We start from the raw sequence: 18433 nt of genomic DNA on the forward strand, positions 1-18433 counted from the left end.
CATGTCCCTCGACCACCGGCTCTCCGCCGAGCACCAGGAACTCCGCCGCACCGTCGAGGCGTTCGCCCACGACGTGATCGCCCCGAAGATCGGCGACTACTACGAGCGGCACGAGTTCCCGTACGAGATCGTCCGCGAGATGGGCCGCATGGGCCTGTTCGGGCTGCCGTTCCCCGAGGAGTACGGCGGCATGGGCGGTGACTACCTGGCCCTCGGGATCGCCCTGGAGGAGCTGGCCCGGGTCGACTCGTCCGTGGCGATCACCCTGGAGGCGGGCGTCTCGCTGGGCGCCATGCCCCTGCACCTCTTCGGCACCGAGGAGCAGAAGCGGGAGTGGCTGCCGAGGCTGTGCGCCGGGGAGGTCCTGGGCGCGTTCGGCCTGACCGAGCCGGGTGCGGGCTCGGACGCGGGCGGCACCCGGACGACGGCCGTCCGCGACGGCGACCACTGGGTCATCAACGGCTCCAAGTGTTTCATCACCAATTCGGGTACGGACATCACCGGCCTGGTGACGGTCACGGCGGTCACCGGCCGCAAGCCCGACGGCCGCCCGCTGATCTCCTCGATCATCGTCCCGTCCGGCACCCCCGGCTTCACCGTCGCCGCCCCGTACTCCAAGGTCGGCTGGAACGCCTCGGACACCCGCGAGCTGTCCTTCGACGACGTCCGGGTCCCGGTGGAGAACCTGCTGGGCCAGGAGGGCCGGGGGTACGCGCAGTTCCTCCGCATCCTGGACGAGGGCCGGGTCGCCATCGCGGCGCTCGCGACGGGCCTCGCGCAGGGCTGTGTGGACGAGTCCGTGAAGTACGCGAAGGAACGTCACGCCTTCGGCCGTCCGATCGGGGACAACCAGGCCATCCAGTTCAAGATCGCGGACATGGAGACCCGGGCGCACATGGCCCGGATCGGCTGGCGGGACGCGGCCTCGCGCCTGGTCCTGGGCGAGCCGTTCAAGAAGGAGGCGGCCATCGCGAAGCTGTACTCCTCCACGGTGGCGGTGGACAACGCCCGCGAGGCGACCCAGATCCACGGCGGCTACGGCTTCATGAACGAGTATCCGGTGGCCCGCATGTGGCGCGACTCGAAGATCCTGGAGATCGGCGAGGGCACCAGCGAGGTCCAGCGGATGCTGATCGCCCGGGAGCTGGGCCTGCCCTCCTGACCCCGTTCCGGGCGCCCGGACTCTCCCCGGCCGTCCGCCGCCCCCTCGCCGGGGCGGTGGGCGGCCGGGGGCGTTCCGGGCCTGGTCCCGCGCCGCCCGTCTCCGGTCACGCCGCCGTGTCCGGGTCCCGCCCCGCGCCGCCCGCGTCCGTCACCAGGGCCACGTACTCGACCGTGACGGCGAAGGTGTCGTGCCCGGTCGCCGTCGCGTGCGCCAGGCACTCGACGTTCACGCCCGGCGGCGCGGCCGTGGGCGGCGTCCCCCAGCCGCACCCGCCGTCCAGGCAGTGGGCCGTGGCGACGGCCTCCCCCTGCGGGTGCGGTCCGATCCGGCGCGTCGGGGGCACCTCCTCCAGGGCCGCCCCGGGCGCCGCTTCCACGGCCGCTCCGGGCGCCGGCGCGCTCACGGCCGTCCCTCCGGCGGCGCGGAGTCCCTGAGCGTCATCTTCGGCGGGTCGTGCGGGTGGTTGCGGATCTCCACCACGCAGTCCACCGCCGCCGATTCGTCGTGCTGCGGCCCGCGCCGCATGTAGTGGTCGAACCACCGCGCCAGGTGCGCGCAGGGCGTGCACCCCGGGACCGGTTCCGGCCGGGGCCGGAGACCGTGGTCGGCGGAGAGCACGACGGAGGGCACGCGCGTGGTGAGGATGCGGATGCTCGCCCACTCCCCCTCGGTCGGCGCCCGCAGGTCCTCCGGCGTCGCGGCCCACTCGGCCCCGCCACCCGGCGGACGTACGTACACCCGCCCGTCCTCCCGGCGCGTGACCTTGCCGAGGCGGACCGTCCCCCTGCCGGCGTCGGCCACGAAGGCGCCCGTGGAGGGGAAGGGCGGGGACTGGTCGGGGGGTGGGGGGACGTCCTGCACGGGCACGTTCGCTCCTCTCCGTAGTGAATCCACTACCAGGGGTGCCCAGCGTGGACTAGAGTCGGCCCCCTCTTCAACTAGGCGGACCCGAAGGACAAGTCGTGGTCAATCGCAAGGAGTTGCGACCGGAATCCAGTCCGCAGGCGGCCTACGGGGCCCATCTGCGCAGGCTGCGGGAGGAACGGGGGTGGACCCAGGAGGACCTGGCCGGGCCCATGGGCTGCTCCAGTCAGCACATCTCCGCCGTGGAAACCGGCCGCAAACCGCCGACCCTGCCGTTCTCGCGCCGGGCCGACCAGGTCTTCGGCCTGGCCGGGAGCAAGGAGTCGTTCGAGCGCGAGTGGCGGGACATGCGGCACGGCGTGCTCCTGGAGGGCTTCCCGGAGTACGTGGGGTACGAGGGGCGGGCGGTGGAGATCCGGCTGTTCGAGATCGGGATCGTCCCGGGCCTCCTGCAGACCCCGGAGTACGCGCGCGTCCTGGCGAACAGCGCCGTGAAGCGGGGGGCCATCACTCCCGAACAGGCCGACGAACGCGTCGCGTTCCTGGCCGCCCGCCAGGTGGCGCTGGAGCGGGACCAACCGCCCATGGTCTTCGTGGTGATGGACGAGAGCTGCGTCCGTCGCCCCATCGGGGGACACAGGGTGATGGACGCGCAACTGGAACGGCTCACCGAGTTCGCGGACCGCCCCAACGCCCTGCTCCAGATCGCCCCGTACGCCATAGGGGAACGCCGCACGTTCGACCTGCCGGTCAATCTGCTCACCCTCGCCGACCGGTCGGTGGTGTGCTACGCCGAGTCACAGGCACAGGGGCACTTCGACCGTGAAATGACGTCCGTGGTCCCCATGTTGACGGCCTACCATCAGCTTCAGGCCGCATCGCTCTCCCAGGCGGAATCCGTGGCCATGATCCAAGAAGCGCGAAAGGGCACCTCGTGACGACCGCATCCCCCCAGTGGTTCAAGTCCTCGTACAGCAACAACGGCGGCAACTGCGTCGAGGTCGCCGTGAACCTCGTCCCCTCGCGCGGCACCGTCCCCGTCCGCGACTCCAAGGTCGCGGACGGACCGGTTCTGGGCTTCCGCGCCGACGCCTTCTCCGCTTTCGTGGGAGGCGTCAGGACCGGAGAGTTCGACGCCGCCTGACCACCGGGCGGCTCCGCCGACCGAAAGGACGCCCATGACGACCGACGAGACCCCCCACTGGTTCACGTCCTCGTACAGCGACAACGGCGGCGCGTGCGTCGAGATCGCAGTCAACCTCGCCCCCTCGCGCGGCACCGTCCCCGTCCGCGACTCCAAGGTCACGGACGGGCCCGTCCTGGACCTGGGCGCCACCGCCTTCGCGGCCTTCGTGGAGGGCGTCGGGCGCGAGGGCTTCGGCGTCCGCTGACGGACCCGCCCACTCCCGGGGAACGCCCGGCCGGAACTCCCGGCCGGGCGTTCCGCGTGCGCGGACGCGCTACTCCGCCGGCCAGGGCACCTCGGGCGAGCGGTACCAGTCGATGCCGAGGGCCCGGAAGCGCGGCGCCTGCTCGGCGAGGCGGACCTTGTACGTCTCCCAGTCGTGGGTCGAGGCCGGGGACCAGCCCAGTTCGGCGATGCCCGGCAGGCGCGGGAAGGCCATGACGTCGAGGTCGCCGGTGGTGGCGAGGGTCTCGGTCCACAGCGGGGACTCGACGCCCCGGACCGCGCCCTCGGGGACGCCGGGCAGGTAGGAGGCCGGGTCCCAGTCGTACGACCTGCGGACCTCGACGTACCCGGCCCAGGAGAGCCCGAGGCGGGTCTCCTTCGTGTACTTCATGTCGAGGTAGGCGCGGTCGGCGGGCGAGAGGATCAGGCCGGTGCCGTTCCGCGCGGCGGCGGCCACCCGCTCCTTCTCGGCGTCGGGGGTGCGGTCGAGGCCCCAGTACTGGACGAGGGCGCCCTTCGCGGGCGTCGCGCCGGTGAGCTGGTGCCAGCCGACGACGGTCTTGCCGTACCTGGCGACGACCGGCTGCACCCGGTCCATGAAGGCCACGTAGTCGGCGTGGCTGGTGGAGTGGGCCTCGTCGCCGCCGATGTGGAGGTAGCGGCCGGGGGTGAGCGCGGCGATCTCCCGGACCACGTCGTCCACGAAGTCGTACGTGACGTCCTTGGGCACGCACAGCGAGCTGAAGCCGACCTTGGTGCCGGTGTAGAGGGGCGGGGCGACGCCGTCGCAGTTGAGTTCGGCGTAGGAGGAGAGGGCCGCGTTGGTGTGGCCCGGCATGTCGATCTCCGGGATCACCTCCTGGTAGCGGGAGGCGGCGTACCGGACGATCTCCTGGTACTGCTCCTTGGTGTAGAAGCCGCCGGGGCCGCCGCCGACCTCGGTGGAGCCGCCGTGGGTGGTGAGCCGGGGCCAGGAGTCGACGGCGATGCGCCAGCCCTGGTCGTCGGAGAGGTGCAGGTGGAGGGTGTTCACCTTGTAGAGGGCGAGCTGGTCGATGTACCGCTTCACCTCGTCCACGGTGAAGAAGTGGCGGGCGACGTCGAGCATGGCGCCCCGGTAGGCGTAGCGCGGGGTGTCGGTGACGGTGCCGCCGGCGACCTTCCAGGGCCCGGCCTGGACGCTCCCGCGCTCGACGGCGGAGGGGAGCTGCTGGCGCAGGGTCTGGATGCCCCGGAAGAGCCCGGCGTGGCGGCGGGCGGTGACGGTGAGCCCCTCCGGCGCGGAGCTGAGCCGGTAGCCCTCGTCACCGAGGGCGGTGTCGGTGGGGCTGATCCGGAGCCGGATGCCGCCCCGGGCCGCCTGGTCGTCCACGACGGGCAGCGGGAGGCCGGTGGCGGGGCGGAGCAGTCCGGCGAGGTAGCGGCCGAGGTCCTGGGACTCCCGGGAGCGGGTGTCCACCCCGATGCGGGTGGTGGCGGTGAGCGTGTAGGGGCCGCCCCGGGGGGTGACGGAGGCGGGCACGGGGATGATCCGGCCGAGCGGGCGGACCTCGGGTTCGGCGGCGGCCCGCCGGCCGGCCGCCTTGCCGCCGGTGCCGCGGGTGCCGTCGGCGGCGGCCTCGCCGCAGCCGACGCCGGCGGCCGCCAGCAGGAGGAGGGAACCGATCAGGTACGGAATCCTTCGGTGCGAGGTCCGTCGGCGCGGAACGTTCAGGCGCTGTCTCACGGGCGGGCTCCCCTTCGGGTGATCGACGCGTCTGCTGTTCTCTTATATCCGCGCCGGCCCTCCGCGTACCGCACCGCTCACCAACGGTGAAGGTCTAGGCCAACCGTCGCAATCGGAGGTGTGATCTTCCCGTCCCTGCCCGATTCCGGGCAGGAATCTTGCGTAAAGCGTCGGGGACCCCCCAATATTCACGGGTGCTCGAACGCCGCCCGTCGCACGACGACCTCATCGACCATCTGGTCCGCAGCACCGCGCTCCAGCGCGGTGAGGCCGCCCGGGTGGTGCTCGACGTGCTGGCGTACTTCGACGAGACGACCGAGGCGTTCGTCCGCCGCCGCCACCGCGAACTGCAGGCCGGCGGGTCCGTGAACGCCGAGATCTTCGAACGGATCGCGGCGGAACTGCCGCACCGGGCCGTGTCCCCGCCGGAACTCTCGCTCCGGCAGCTCCGCCGGATCGTCTACGGCTGAGCGCGCGGGACGACCCGGACGGCCAGGACGGCCGAGTACATCCACTGACTTGGAGGGGTTTCACCTTTATGTGCGGAATCGTCGGTTACATCGGTAAGCGTGACGTGGCCCCGCTGCTGCTCGAAGGCCTGCAGCGCCTGGAGTACCGCGGGTACGACTCGGCCGGCATGGTCGTCACCAGCCCGAAGGCCGGCGGCCTGAAGATGGTGAAGGCCAAGGGCCGCGTCCGCGACCTGGAGGCCCGCGTCCCCAAGCGCTTCACCGGCACCACCGGCATCGCCCACACCCGCTGGGCCACCCACGGCGCCCCCAGCGACGTCAACTCGCACCCGCACATGGACCCCGAGAACAAGGTCGCCGTCGTCCACAACGGCATCGTGGACAACGCCGCCGAGCTGCGGGCCAAGCTCGAGGCCGACGGCGTCGTCTTCGCCTCCGAGACCGACACCGAGGTCATCACCCACCTCGTCGCGCGCTCCGAGGCCGAGACCCTCGAGGAGAAGGTCCGCGAGGCCCTGAAGGTCATCGAGGGCACCTACGGCATCGCCGTGATGCACGCCGACTTCAACGACCGCATCGTGGTGGCCCGCAACGGCTCCCCGGTCATCCTCGGCATCGGCGAGAAGGAGATGCTCGTCGCCTCCGACGTCGCCGCCCTCATCGCCCACACCCGCCAGGTCGTCACCCTGGACGACGGCGAGATGGCCACCCTCAAGGCCGACGACTTCCGCACGTACACCACCTCCGGCGCCACCACCACCGCCACCCCGGAGACCGTCGAGTGGGAGGCCGCCTCCTACGACATGGGCGGCCACGACACCTTCATGCACAAGGAGATCTCCGAGCAGCCCGACGCGGTCGACCGCGTGCTGCGCGGCCGGATCGACGACCGCTTCTCCACCGTGCACCTGGGCGGCCTGAACCTGGACCCGCGCGAGGCCCGCACCATCCGCCGCATCAAGATCCTCGGCTGCGGCACCTCCTACCACGCCGGCCTCATCGGCGCCGGGCTCATCGAGTCCATGGCCCGCATCCCCGCCGACGCCGAGCCGGCCTCGGAGTTCCGCTACCGCAACCCGGTCGTGGACCCCGACACCCTCTACATCGCCGTCTCCCAGTCCGGCGAGACCTACGACGTGCTCGCCGCCGTCCAGGAGCTCAAGCGGAAGGGCGCCCGCGTCCTCGGCGTCGTCAACGTCGTCGGCTCCGCCATCGCCCGCGAGGCCGACGGCGGCGTGTACGTCCACGCCGGCCCCGAGGTCTGCGTCGTCTCCACCAAGTGCTTCACCAACACGGTGACCGCCTTCGCGCTGCTCGCCCTGCACCTCGGCCGCATCCGCGACCTGTCCGTCACCGACGGCAAGCGGATCATCGAGGGCCTGCGCAAGCTCCCCGCCCAGATCGAGGAGATCCTCAAGGGCGAGGACGAGATCAAGCGGCTCGCCGAGGAGTACGCGGGCGCCCAGTCGATGATGTTCATCGGGCGCGTGCGCGGCTACCCGGTCGCCCTGGAGGCCTCCCTGAAGCTCAAGGAGATCTCCTACATCCACGCCGAGGCCTACCCCGCCTCCGAGCTGAAGCACGGCCCGCTCGCCCTCATCGAGCCCGCCCTGCCGACGGTCGCGATCGTCCCGGACGACGACCTCCTGGAGAAGAACCGCGCCGCCCTGGAGGAGATCAAGGCCCGCAGCGGCCGCATCCTCGCGGTCGCGCACCAGCCGCAGGAGAAGGCCGACCACACCCTCGTGGTCCCGAAGAACGAGGACGAGCTGGACCCGATCCTCATGGGCATCCCGCTCCAGCTCTTCGCGTACCACACCGCGCTCGCCATGGGCCGCGACATCGACAAGCCGCGCAACCTGGCCAAGTCCGTCACGGTCGAGTAGCGGAACCCCGGGCCTGTCCCCCGGAACCCGCCGCCGGGCCTGTCCCCCGGCGCCGCTCGGCCTGACACACGACGGTCCCCGTGCACACACCTCCCGTGCACGGGGACCGTTCGTGCTTTCCGGAACCGCCGGACCACCGAACCGCCGGAACCGCCGAGGCCACGGGCCGCGGGCCACGGGCCACGGGCTACGGGCTACGGGCTACGGGCTACGGGCTACGGGCTACGGGCTACGGGCTACGGGCTACGGGATGACGATGACGGGGCGGCGGGCGCGGCGCGCCAGGCGGCCGGCCACCGAGCCGAAGATCCGCCCGACGATCCCGTGCGTGGAGCCGACCACGATCGCGTCGGCCGAGTACTCGCGGCCGACCTCCTCCAGCTCGTGGCAGATGTCCCCGCCGCGCTCGACGAGAATCCACGGCACCTCGGAGAGGTAGTCGGCGCAGGCCAGTTCCAGGCCCAGGACCTCGGTGCGGTGGTCGGGCACGTCGACGAAGACGGGGGGCTCGCAGCCCGCCCACACCGTGGTGGGCAGCCGGTTGGCCACGTGCACGATGATCAGGCCCGAGCCGGAGCGGCGGGCCATGCCGATGGCGTACGCGAGGGCGCGCTCACTGGACGTGGAGCCGTCGAAGCCGACGACGACCCCGTGCCGGAAGGCCGGGTCGCAGGCATGACGTGGCTGTTCTACCGCCAGGGGGTCGACCGTGGAGTCGGCGACGCGCTCGCGGTCCGCGGGTTCGAAGAATTCGTGACCGGCCATCGGTGTCTCGGCGAAGAGAGTCCTCGTGAGAAGGGACGGGAAAGGGGGGGTGAGGGACGGCGGGAGAGCGGAGCTGTGTCCGGGAATGGTCTTCCCCTTCTCCTACCCCCAAGGGTACGGCGCCACTCCTCTCCTGCCCAGAGCCCGCCGCGCGGTGCCCGGCGCGCACGCCGCTCGCGCGCGGCGTTCCAGGGAGCATGCACGAGCGGTTCGGGATCTGGCAATGCCGGTTGTGTCCTACAGGCGTCCGGTCACGGCCGGCGGGCGGGCGCGCGTGGACCGGACGGTACCCGGACGGGGAGCGGGGAAGGCGCGCCGGGGAGTGACCGGAGCGCTCCGTTCCTCGTTGCCACGGGGTCCCGTCCCCACGGGGAGGACTTCCGCGCCCGCGCCGCCGGGCGGACGCCCCTCCGCGGCCGCGCGTCCGGGCCGGGGAGGGCTCCGGGCCGGTCCGGAACCCCTCCGAGTTGACAGGCTCGCACACCCGCTCCCATACGTTTTCGGCCAACTTCCACTGACCGGCGAGTCCTTGGCGTAACGATTGGCCAACCCCGGCGCCCCTGCCGGTGAAAGCCCTGCCCCAAGGGGTCGCACCCCCCGCCCACCGGGGCGTTCGCCACCCGGCCCGGCATCACCGGGGGACCCGGAGGCGATGCTTCCCGATCGATCGCTTCGCGCCAAGTTGCCTTGTCGACAATCCACCGGTTCGAGAACGTGGCACGTCGGCACCACGGGACGCAGTAGATTCGATCATGGGTACCGAGGACTGGGGTCTCGTGCAGAACCGAGGGGAAACGTGCAGGTGCGACACGACCAGGGAGACGCGAACACCGAGGGGGGCTTAGCGTCATGAGCCAGGACTCCGCAGTACCGGAGGCCGCACGGAAACTGTCCGGACGGCGCCGTCGCGAAGTCGTCGCGGTGCTGCTGTTCAGCGGCGGCCCCATCTTCGAGAGCTCCATCCCGCTCTCCGTGTTCGGCATCGACCGCCAGGACGCCGGAGTGCCACGTTACCGGCTGCTCGTCTGCGCCGGCGAGGAAGGCCCGCTGCGGACCACCGGCGGACTCGAACTCACCGCGCCGTACGGCCTGGAGGCCATTGGCCGGGCGGGCACCGTCGTCGTCCCGGCCTGGCGGTCGATCACCTCGCCGCCGCCGCCGGAGGCGCTCGACGCGCTCCGCCGCGCGCACGAGGAGGGGGCCAGGATCGTCGGGCTGTGCACCGGGGCGTTCGTCCTCGCGGCGGCCGGACTGCTCGACGGCCGCCCGGCGACCACGCACTGGATGTACGCGCCGACGCTCGCCAAGCGCTACCCGTCGGTCCACGTGGACCCCCGGGAGCTCTTCGTGGACGACGGGGACGTCCTGACCTCCGCCGGCACCGCGGCCGGAATCGATCTGTGCCTGCACATCGTGCGGACCGACCACGGCACCGAGGCCGCGGGCGCGCTCGCGCGCCGGCTGGTCGTCCCGCCGCGGCGCAGCGGCGGTCAGGAGCGCTACCTCGACAGGTCTTTACCCGAGGAGATCGGCGCCGACCCGCTGGCCGAGGTCGTCGCCTGGGCGCTGGAGCACCTCCACGAGCAGTTCGACGTGGAGACCCTGGCCGCGCGCGCCTACATGTCACGGCGGACCTTCGACCGCCGGTTCCGCTCCCTCACGGGCTCGGCCCCGCTCCAGTGGCTGATCACCCAGCGGGTGCTCCAGGCGCAGCGGCTGCTCGAAACCTCCGACTACTCGGTGGACGAGGTGGCGGGCCGGTGCGGCTTCCGCTCCCCGGTGGCGCTGCGCGGGCACTTCCGGCGCCAGCTCGGCTCCTCCCCGGCGGCCTACCGGGCGGCGTACCGCGCCCGCCGGCCGCAGGGCGACATCGGTACGGCGGTGCTCGACCCGGTCGTGCCCGCCCAGGTCCCGGCCGGCGCCCGGCGTCCGGGACCCCCGCCGGAGCCGGGGAAGCCCCCGTCCGACGTCTACGCCCCCGGACGCGCCTCCCTCCCGGGCCAGCGCAGCGCTCCCTGACGGAAACCGCGCGGCCACGAGCCGCGCACCGCGGGAACGGCGGGCGCCGGGGGACGCACTCCCCGGCGCCCGCCGGCCCGTCGGTCCCCGTCCGCACGGGGAAGAGCCCCCGAGCAGCCCCTAAGGTGGACGCATGAACGACCGCATGGTGTGGATCGACTGCGAGATGACCGGGCTCTCGCTGACGGACGACGCACTCATCGAGGTGGCCGCACTGGTCACCGACTCGGAACTGAACGTGCTCGGCGACGGGGTGGACATCGTGATCCGCCCGCCGGACGCGGCCCTGGAGACCATGCCGGAGATCGTGCGCCAGATGCACACGGCCTCGGGGCTGCTCGACGAGCTGGCCGGCGGCACCACGCTCGCCGACGCGGAGGCCCAGGTCCTCGCGTACGTCCGCGAGCACGTCAAGGAGCCCGGCAAGGCGCCGCTCTGCGGGAACTCGGTCTCCACCGACCGGGGCTTCCTCGCCCGCGACATGCCCGCCCTGGAAGGCCACCTGCACTACCGGATCGTCGATGTCTCCTCGGTCAAGGAGCTGGCCCGCCGCTGGTACCCGAGGGCGTACTTCAACAGTCCGGAGAAGAGCGGCAACCACCGGGCGCTCGCCGACATCCGCGAGTCCATCGCGGAACTGCGCTACTACCGCGAGGCGGTCTTCGTGCCGCAGCCCGGCCCCGACTCGGACACCGCCAAGCGGATCGCCGCCCGTCACGTCCTGTCCGCCGAATGACCGCCCGCTCGCGCCCGCGCGGACCCCTCCGGGAAACGTGGGCGCGAGCACCCTCCGGAACCCTGTAGACTTCTTCTCGGCCGGTCGGGGAAACCTTCGGGAAAACCGCCGGGCGTGGTGGGTATAGCTCAGATGGTAGAGCACCTGGTTGTGGTCCAGGATGTCGCGGGTTCGAGTCCCGTTACTCACCCTTTCAGGTGAAGGCCCTGATTCATGGAGACATGAATCAGGGCCTTCTTCGTGTTCCGGCGCGGGTGGACCGCCCGGGAGGGGCGGGGGCCGCCGCGCCCCGCACCGGCCCCCGGTCCCCCACCGGCCCCGACACCATCCCCATGATCACAAAATGTGACACAACGTACCGGCCGAAGACTCGCTGTGATCGAGCACACCCTTTCCTGACTTTCTCTTTACCTAATGATCATGAAAAGCTCGCGCGGCCTGCCCCGCAGGCGAACCACACCGAACGAACGAGTTAAGGGGGGTGGATGCGAAGAGGAACACGTATCGCGTCCGTCTCGACCGCGGTGGCCCTGACGCTGTCCATACAGCTGCCGGCCGTCGCAGGAGAGCAAGCAGCGGTACCCGCCGAAACGGCCGGAGTCGTCTCCGGCCGCACCGAGGCGCCCGACCTCGCGTCGGCACGCCTGGCCGCCGTGCTCGGGGGGAAGAGGGTCGAGGCCCTGTCCGAGCGCACGGAGGACTCCAGCACCTGGGTCAACCCGAACGGGACCGTCACCACGGAGACCGCCTCCGGGCCGGTCCGGGTCAAGGAAGGGGGTGCGTGGAAGCAGCTCGACACCACCCTCGTCGACACCGGGACGCGGCTCGAACCCGAGGCCGCCGTCGCCGACGTGAAGCTGTCCGACGGCGGCGCCGAGGACTTCGCCGCGGTGACCCGCAGCGGACGGACCTTCGGCCTCGACTGGTCCGCCTCGAAGGCCCTCCCGGCCCCCGAGGTCGAGGGGGACACGGCGGTCTACCCCGACGTCGTGCCCGACGGCGACCTGCACGTCACCGCGCTCCCCCAGGGCTTCACCGAGTCGCTCATCCTGCGCGAACGCCCCACCGAACCGGTCGAGCTGCGGCTCCCGGTCACGCTGGAGGGCCTGAGCCTGGAGAAGGAGCGGTCGGGCCACCTGCGCCTGGAGGACGCCACCGGGAAGCTGGTCGCCAGCGCCCCGGCCCCCCGGATGTGGGGCACGGGAACGGACCCGAAGTCCGGTGACCCCACCCACTCCATGGAGATCGAGACCCGCATCGAGCAGAGCGCGGGCCGGCCGGTCCTGGTCCTCAAGCCCAGCATGGCGTTCCTCACCGACCCCGACGTCACCTACCCGGTGAACATCGACCCCACGACGACCCTCGCGGCGTCCACGGACACCTGGGTCGCCACCAACTACCCGGACTCCCAGCGCGGTTCGACCGAGCTGAAGGCCGGCACCTACGACGGCGGCACCACCAAGGCCCGCTCGTACGTGAAGTTCGACGTGTCGAAGTACGCCGGCAAGCAGATCCTGGACACCGAGTTCAGGCTGCACTCCTACTGGTCGTCGAGCTGCTCCGCGACCGGTTCCGGCGTGGCCGTCCGGCGCATCACCGCGAACTGGGACCCCAGCGCGGTGACCTGGGGCGCGCAGCCCGCGACGACGGCCGACGACGCGGTCGTCTCCAAGGCCGCCTACGGGTACAGCTCGGCCTGCCCGGCGAACTTCATGCGCTGGGACGTGGACGGGATCGTCCAGGCGTGGGCCGACGGCCAGCCGAACCACGGCCTCCAGGTGCGCGCCGTGGACGAGGCGGACTCGATGAGCTGGCGGCGCTTCCGCTCGGCGAACTACGTGGACGGGGCCCAGGGCCCGACCGAGCCGACGCTCGTCGTGACCTACAACACCAAGCCGAACGCCGGCAGCGCCGTGAGCCCCGCCGAGGGAACGGTCACCGCGGACACCACCCCGACCCTCACCGCCCAGGCCACCGACCCCGACGCCGACTCCGTGCGGCTCACCTTCGAGGTCTGGAACAAGGACGCCACCACGAAGGTGACGAGCGGGACCTCCGCGTTCGTCGCCTCCGGCAAGCCCGCCACCTGGACGTCCGGGACGCTCGCGCCGGGGACGTACAAGTGGCGCGTCTCGGTGTACGACGGCAAGCTCTGGAACGGCGGATGGTCCGCCTGGCGCACCCTGACCGTCGACACCTCCGTGCCGGTGGCCCCCTCGATCGCCTCCTCCGCCTACCCGGCCGACGGCCTGTGGCACGGCGGCGCGGGAACCCCCGGCTCCTTCACCGTCACCGACCCCCAGGGCAAGGCCGTCGCGGCCGAGTACTCCCTGGACGGCGGCCCGGCGGGCACGGTGGCCCTCTCGGCCGGCCGGGGAACGGTGACGCTGACCCCCTCGGCCGACGGCACCCACGTCCTCTCCGTCCGCGTGAGGAACGCGGCGGGAACGTGGTCGGACCCGGCGGAGCACACGTTCCGCGCCGGGCGGATCACCGGCGTCCTCTCCCCCGCCTTCATCAACGAGATCGCCGAGACGCACTTCTCCGAGCTGCTGCACCCCGAGGAGGAGCAGACGGAGCCCGAGGACCGGCCGGTCGACACCGAGTACCCCGAGGTCGACGACACGCCCGCGGGCTACCAGGAGCAGGAGGACCCCGAGGTCGTCGAGACCGAGGAGTCCGTCCTGTCCTCCGGCGTCGTGGAACTCCCCGGCACGGCCGGTCAGGAGATCGTCGGCACCAGCGCGGACGGCTCCGTCCAGACGTCGGTGGCCATGCCCGCGGGCGCCGCGGCGACCGCCACGCTCAGCGACACCGGTGTCGTCGTCTACCCGAACACGCAGACGGACGCGGACACGCTCGCCATCCGGACCGGGCAGAACGCCGTCGAGACGTTCCACCTGCTCCGGAGCGCCTCCGCGGCGACGAGCTACACGTACACCCTGCGCCTGCTGCCCGGTCAGACCGCGTCGCAGGGCGCGGACAACGTCATCATCGTCTCGGACGAGCTGGGCAACCTGACCTTCATCACCGCACCCGTCGCCCGGGACGCCAAGGGCGCCGGCATCCCCGTGAAGCTCACGCTCTCCGGGAACGAGGTCACCGCCTCGCTGGCCCCCGCCGCCGGGCAGACCCCGGCCTACCCGGTCCTGATGGACCCCGGCTTCGGTTACGGCAGCGCCACGCCCTCCGAGCGGTCGTACTGCTTCTGGAACCCGATCGACTGCACCACCGCGTACGACGCTGCGAACAAGGCGTTCAAGCAGGCGCAGGACTGGTACCCGGACAGGACCCTCTTCCAGGGCACCGGCGACTCCTTCCGGCACTGCTACTGGAACGCGCGCATGGAGATCCGCCTGTCCACCACGGACGCCTACGAGTTCGCGACCCGGCACGAGTCGACGTCCAAGGGCGTCGACAAGCAGATGGACCTGAAGAACAACGCGATCGGCCGGGAGATCGGCCGCAAGCGGACCGGCCAGACCAACGCCGGGATCAGGGCGCGGGACGATTGCCGCAGCGCCCAGCGGAACGGCAAGCTGTGGATCATCAAGAGCGGAAGACTCGTGAGGAGCAACAGTTGAGCCCTCTCTTCGTGAAGCGGGCGGGAGCGGCGGTCCTCGCCCTGGAGGTCTGCTACCTGCTGCTCGTGCAGCTGGCCTTCGCGTTCCTCGTGGTGGACACGTCCGAGATCGACCACCCGGGGTCGGAGGGCTCCGGAGGTCTTCCCCTCGTGGCCGGGGCGGTGGCGGCGCTGGTCCTGCTCTGGGCCGCGGCCGTGCTCGCGCTTCCCGCCCTCACGGAGAAGGGCCCCCGGTGGGCCCGTGCCGCGGGGCTCGTCGCCGCGGCGGTCCTCCAGGCCCTCGGCATCCGGTCGGCGGTGTCCAACGCGCTGGCCCAGGACGCCGGACCCGACGTCGCGGTCAACGCGCTGATGGTGCTGTGCGCCCTGGTCGCCGTCGCCGCGTGCGTCCTGGGCCTCCGTGACGCGTCACGGAGAACGGCGCTCCAGGGCTGAACGGCGCCCCCGGCACCCGCGCGGGCGCCGGGGGCCCGCCCCGGGGGGAGGCCCCGGTCCGTGAGGACCGGGGCCTCCGTCGTGTCCGCGGCGGACCGGGAGGAAAGGCGCGCCCCGGCCGGGGGGGTGGGTGGGGGAGGCCGGGGCGCGCTGCTGGGGGGGTGCAGTGGAGGAGGACCGTACGGGGCCGGTGGGAACCTTCCTGCCGAGGGGATGTGACAGCACGCTAGCGGCCGGGAGGGGGAGAAACCGGACTCCGGGGGCGGGGGAGGGGTTTCTTACGGGCCGCTTAAGGAGGCCATCGGGACGGGAAAAGGTTCGCCCCCAGGGAGGAGGGCGAACGGGGACGGAACCGGGGCGGGCCGGGCCGGGCCCGTACCGGCGGAACCGGGCCGGGCCCGTACCGGCGGAACCGGGCCGGGCCCGTACCGGCCCTGGGCCGTGGCGGCGTTCGTACGGCCCTGGCCCGGGCGGGGCTCGTACCGGACCGGGCCCGGGGCGGTGTTCGTACCGGTCCCGGGCCGGGCGGTGTTCGTACCGGGCCCGGCCCGGGGCTCAGCGTTCGCGGGCCCGGCGGGTTCCCGTCCCCCCGCGCCGGCGGCGGGCCGGGCGGTGGGCGCGGCGGGTGGGCGTACGGGCGGGGCCGGACGCCCCGGCGCGTCCCTCCAGGCCGATCCAGACGCGGACCTCGGTGCCGCCGAGCACCGAGTGCCCGATCCGGACGTCGCCGCCGGTGCCCTCCGCCATCCGGCGCACGATGTCGAGGCCGAGGCCCGTGGAACCGTCCCGGTCACCGCTGTTGCCCCGGGCCAGGGCGGCGGCGGGGTCGTCGATGCCGGGGCCCGCGTCCGAGACCAGGACGATGACGGCGTCGTCGCCGTTGTGGACGTCGACGGAGAAGGCGGTGCCCTCGGGGGTGTGGCGGAAGACGTTGCCGAGCAGGGCGTCGAGGGCGGCGACCAGTTCGGGGCGGGCGACCGGGATGCGGACCGGGCGCTCGACGCCCGCGACCCGCACCCGCCGCCCCTCGTCCTCCGCGAGCGCCGACCAGAAGTCCATCCGCTCACGGACCACTTCGGCGGCGTCGCAGCCCGCGCCGGGTCCGGTCGCCCGGGTCTGCGGCTTCGCCTCCCGGGCCGTGCGGATGATGATGTCGACCTCGCGTTCCAGCTGTTCCACGGCCGTACGGGTCTGTTCGGCGGCCGGGCCCCCGCCGAGCGAGGCGGCGTTGAGCCGGAGGACGGTCAGCGGGGTGCGCAGCCGGTGGGAGAGGTCGGCGGCCAGCTCGCGTTCGTTGGCGAGGAGCTGGACGACCTGATCGGCCATCGAGTTGAAGGCGACGGCGGCCGACTTGAGCTCCGGCGGCCCCTCCTCGGGGACGCGCACGCCGAGCTGTCCCTCCCCCAGCTCGTGGGCGGCACCCGCGAGCCGCTCGGCGGGCTGGACCATGCGGACGCCGAGGCGGTCCGCGACGGCGACGGAGCCGACGACGAGGGCGACGCCGACGCCCGCGAGGATCAGCCAGGCGGTGGCGACGCCGTTGGACACCTCGCCCTCGGGGACGAAGAGTTCGACGATCGCGACCTCCCCGCTGCCGATCGCGGTGGGCTGGAGCAGGGCGAACCCGCCCGGGACCTCCGCGATGGAGGCCCGGCCGAGGCCGCGGGTGGCCCGCAGCTCCTCCTCGCCGGCCCGCCGGGTGCCGATCTCCAGCGGCGGGGCGCCCGGCGTGCCGGAGGGCACGTGGACGGCGAGCCGGCCGGCGGGCCCGTCCTCGGTGGCGGCGACGGCCCTGTCCAGCTCGTCGCGGTCGGTGGTGATCGCGAGGACGGGGGCGAGACCGGAGGCCCGTCGTTCCGCGTTGGAGAAGGCCCGGTCGCGGGCCATCTCCTCGACGACGAGCCCCAGGGGGACGGCGAAGGCGACCACGACCATGACGGTGACGGCCAGGCAGACCTTGACCAGCGCCCATCTCACGGCTGCGGCTCCCGGGGCGGCTCCAGCTTCACGCCGACGCCGCGCAGGGTGTGCAGGTAGCGGGGCCGGGCGGCCGTCTCGCCCAGCTTCCGCCGCAGCCACGACAGATGGACGTCGATGGTCTGGTCGTCGCCGTAGGACTGCTGCCACACCTCGGCGAGCAGTTCCTTGCGCGGGACGACCACGCCGGGCCGCCCGGCGAGGAAGGCCAGCAGGTCGAACTCGCGCCGGGTCAGGTCCAGGGGCGCGCCGTCCAGCTCCGCCCGGCGGCGCAGCGGGTCGACGGTGAGCCCGCCGACGCGGATGACGGCGGAGGGCGGCGCCTCGCCGGCGGCGGACCGGGAGCGGCGCAGGACGGCGGCCATCCGGGCCGAGAGGTGGTCGACCGAGAAGGGCTTCACCAGGTAGTCGTCGGCCCCGGCGTGGAGGAGCCGCACGATCTCGGCCTCGTCGTCCCGGGCGGTCGCGATGATCACCGGTACGTCGGTGATGCCGCGCAGCATCTTGAGCGCCTCGGACCCGTCCAGGTCGGGTAGTCCGAGGTCGAGGATGACCACGTCGAAACGGAAATGGGCGACCTCGCGCAGCGCCTCCAGAGCAGTGCCGACGCTGCGTACCGTGTGGGACGCCGCGGTGAGCTGCCGGATGAGGGCGGAGCGCACGAACTGGTCGTCCTCGACCACGAGCACACTTGCCATGGGCGGCACCGTACGCCATGTGGGCGAATCGTCGGACAATATCCACCCGCCGGACCGGGGCTCCCGACCATGGTGCAATATGGGGCCGGTGCGAAGAAGACTGGTTCACGCCCTGGCCTGGTCACTCGCCACCGGCGCGGCGGTCACCCTGTCCTGGTGGGGGGTGCACACGGTGCTCTCCGGCACCGTGTACGACCCGCCGCGCGCCCTTCCCCTGCCGGCCGGCGCCGTCGACGGGCTGTACGGCTCGGGCGGCCCGCCGGTCACCACGCCCCCGCGCCCCGAGCCCACCGGGCCGGCCGCGTCCACCGCGCCGCCGGCGGCGAAGCCGGACGACCGTCCCACGCCCACGTCGGCCCCGCCCTCCTCCTCCACCCCCTCCGCGCGCCCCACGGTCCACCCGAAGCCCACGGCGGAGACCCCTTCCACCCCTCCGGCGGACCGGGACCCCGGGTCGGGCTCGAACGTGAAGAGCTATCCCGTGGACGGCGGCCGGGTCACCTTCGACATCGGGGCGACCTCGGCCGAACTGGTCTCGGCGACGCCCGCCCCGGGCTGGCGGATGCAGGTGTGGAAACAGACGAACTGGATTCGCGTGACCTTCACCCGGGACGACCGCGAACTGTCGGTCTTCTGCGTGTGGCACGACACCGCGCCCCGGGTGGAGATCGAGGACCGGAAGGTCTGAGGGCCGGAAG

The 18433-nt window shown here is 72.6% G+C and carries 17 protein-coding genes and 1 tRNA gene; 12 read left to right on the top strand and 6 right to left on the bottom strand.

The features are described from left to right. The first annotated feature begins 1 nt into the window (after window position 1). The gene (locus ACZ3IL_RS08345) at window positions 2-1162 is read left to right on the top strand and encodes an acyl-CoA dehydrogenase family protein (RefSeq protein ID WP_467387870.1); all 1161 of its coding nucleotides are present in this window, start codon (window positions 2-4) and stop codon (window positions 1160-1162) included. A 106-nt stretch (window positions 1163-1268) separates the two neighbouring features. Here the strand turns inward: ACZ3IL_RS08345 and ACZ3IL_RS08350 are convergent, their stop codons facing one another. Both ACZ3IL_RS08350 and ACZ3IL_RS08355 read right to left on the bottom strand, forming a co-directional pair. Beyond that, a complete protein-coding gene (locus ACZ3IL_RS08350; protein ID WP_467387872.1) occupies window positions 1269-1568 on the bottom strand; it encodes a hypothetical protein in 300 nt (99 codons plus the stop codon). Then, window positions 1565-2032 (bottom strand): hypothetical protein, encoded by a 468-nt coding sequence (locus ACZ3IL_RS08355; protein ID WP_467387874.1) that lies wholly within the window; start codon window positions 2030-2032, stop codon window positions 1565-1567. Before ACZ3IL_RS08355 ends, ACZ3IL_RS08350 begins: the two co-directional genes overlap by 4 nt. A 95-nt stretch (window positions 2033-2127) precedes the next feature. Here ACZ3IL_RS08355 and ACZ3IL_RS08360 point away from each other — a divergent pair, with 95 nt between their 5' ends. The 3 genes from ACZ3IL_RS08360 to ACZ3IL_RS08370 are packed head-to-tail and all read left to right on the top strand — an operon-like array spanning window position 2128 to window position 3420. Then, the gene (locus ACZ3IL_RS08360) at window positions 2128-2967 is read left to right on the top strand and encodes a helix-turn-helix domain-containing protein (RefSeq protein WP_467387876.1); all 840 of its coding nucleotides are present in this window, start codon (window positions 2128-2130) and stop codon (window positions 2965-2967) included. Beyond that, window positions 2964-3173, top strand: coding sequence for a DUF397 domain-containing protein (locus tag ACZ3IL_RS08365; protein ID WP_467387878.1), 210 nt, complete (start codon window positions 2964-2966; stop codon window positions 3171-3173). The genes ACZ3IL_RS08360 and ACZ3IL_RS08365 overlap by 4 nt, the downstream gene beginning before the upstream one ends. A gap of 34 nt (window positions 3174-3207) precedes the next feature. Continuing rightward, on the top strand, window positions 3208-3420 hold the full coding sequence (locus tag ACZ3IL_RS08370) for a DUF397 domain-containing protein (RefSeq protein ID WP_467387880.1): 213 nt from the start codon (window positions 3208-3210) through the stop codon (window positions 3418-3420). A 69-nt stretch (window positions 3421-3489) separates the two neighbouring features. On the opposite strand, the gene ACZ3IL_RS08375 is transcribed toward ACZ3IL_RS08370, so the two are convergent. Next, on the bottom strand, window positions 3490-5166 hold the full coding sequence (locus ACZ3IL_RS08375) for a beta-N-acetylhexosaminidase (protein WP_467387882.1): 1677 nt from the start codon (window positions 5164-5166) through the stop codon (window positions 3490-3492). A 194-nt stretch (window positions 5167-5360) separates the two neighbouring features. Here ACZ3IL_RS08375 and ACZ3IL_RS08380 point away from each other — a divergent pair, with 194 nt between their 5' ends. Beyond that, window positions 5361-5636, top strand: coding sequence for a hypothetical protein (locus ACZ3IL_RS08380; RefSeq protein WP_467387884.1), 276 nt, complete (start codon window positions 5361-5363; stop codon window positions 5634-5636). Window positions 5637-5704: 68 nt separating this feature from the next. Continuing rightward, a complete protein-coding gene (gene glmS, locus ACZ3IL_RS08385; RefSeq protein ID WP_467387886.1) occupies window positions 5705-7522 on the top strand; it encodes a glutamine--fructose-6-phosphate transaminase (isomerizing) in 1818 nt (605 codons plus the stop codon). A 243-nt stretch (window positions 7523-7765) separates the two neighbouring features. On the opposite strand, the gene ACZ3IL_RS08390 is transcribed toward glmS, so the two are convergent. Next, the gene (locus ACZ3IL_RS08390) at window positions 7766-8287 is read right to left on the bottom strand and encodes a universal stress protein (protein ID WP_467387888.1); all 522 of its coding nucleotides are present in this window, start codon (window positions 8285-8287) and stop codon (window positions 7766-7768) included. 849 nt (window positions 8288-9136) lie between these two features. On the opposite strand from ACZ3IL_RS08390, the gene ACZ3IL_RS08395 reads away from it, so the two are divergent. From ACZ3IL_RS08395 to ACZ3IL_RS08415, 5 genes are all read left to right on the top strand, one after another. Next, entirely contained in the window at window positions 9137-10306 is a 1170-nt protein-coding gene (locus ACZ3IL_RS08395) for a helix-turn-helix domain-containing protein (protein WP_467387890.1), read from the top strand. A gap of 133 nt (window positions 10307-10439) precedes the next feature. Next, entirely contained in the window at window positions 10440-11042 is a 603-nt protein-coding gene (gene orn, locus ACZ3IL_RS08400) for an oligoribonuclease (protein ID WP_467387893.1), read from the top strand. Window positions 11043-11159: 117 nt separating this feature from the next. Next, a tRNA-His gene (locus tag ACZ3IL_RS08405) sits at window positions 11160-11232 on the top strand. 295 nt (window positions 11233-11527) lie between these two features. Beyond that, the gene (locus ACZ3IL_RS08410; RefSeq protein ID WP_467387895.1) at window positions 11528-14626 is read left to right on the top strand and encodes a DNRLRE domain-containing protein; all 3099 of its coding nucleotides are present in this window, start codon (window positions 11528-11530) and stop codon (window positions 14624-14626) included. Beyond that, window positions 14623-15060 carry a hypothetical protein gene (locus tag ACZ3IL_RS08415; protein WP_467387897.1) on the top strand — a complete coding sequence of 146 codons (438 nt, stop codon included), beginning with the start codon at window positions 14623-14625 and terminating at the stop codon, window positions 15058-15060. The genes ACZ3IL_RS08410 and ACZ3IL_RS08415 overlap by 4 nt, the downstream gene beginning before the upstream one ends. A 555-nt stretch (window positions 15061-15615) precedes the next feature. Here ACZ3IL_RS08415 and ACZ3IL_RS08420 read toward each other — a convergent pair. After that, the gene (locus tag ACZ3IL_RS08420) at window positions 15616-17037 is read right to left on the bottom strand and encodes a sensor histidine kinase (protein ID WP_467387899.1); all 1422 of its coding nucleotides are present in this window, start codon (window positions 17035-17037) and stop codon (window positions 15616-15618) included. Next, window positions 17034-17735 carry a response regulator transcription factor gene (locus ACZ3IL_RS08425; protein WP_467387901.1) on the bottom strand — a complete coding sequence of 234 codons (702 nt, stop codon included), beginning with the start codon at window positions 17733-17735 and terminating at the stop codon, window positions 17034-17036. Before ACZ3IL_RS08425 ends, ACZ3IL_RS08420 begins: the two co-directional genes overlap by 4 nt. Window positions 17736-17814: 79 nt before the next feature. Here ACZ3IL_RS08425 and ACZ3IL_RS08430 point away from each other — a divergent pair, with 79 nt between their 5' ends. Continuing rightward, on the top strand, window positions 17815-18423 hold the full coding sequence (locus ACZ3IL_RS08430; RefSeq protein WP_467387903.1) for a hypothetical protein: 609 nt from the start codon (window positions 17815-17817) through the stop codon (window positions 18421-18423). The last annotated feature ends 10 nt before the right edge of the window (window positions 18424-18433 follow it).

Source organism: Streptomyces sp. NPDC014907 (assembly GCF_055562975.1).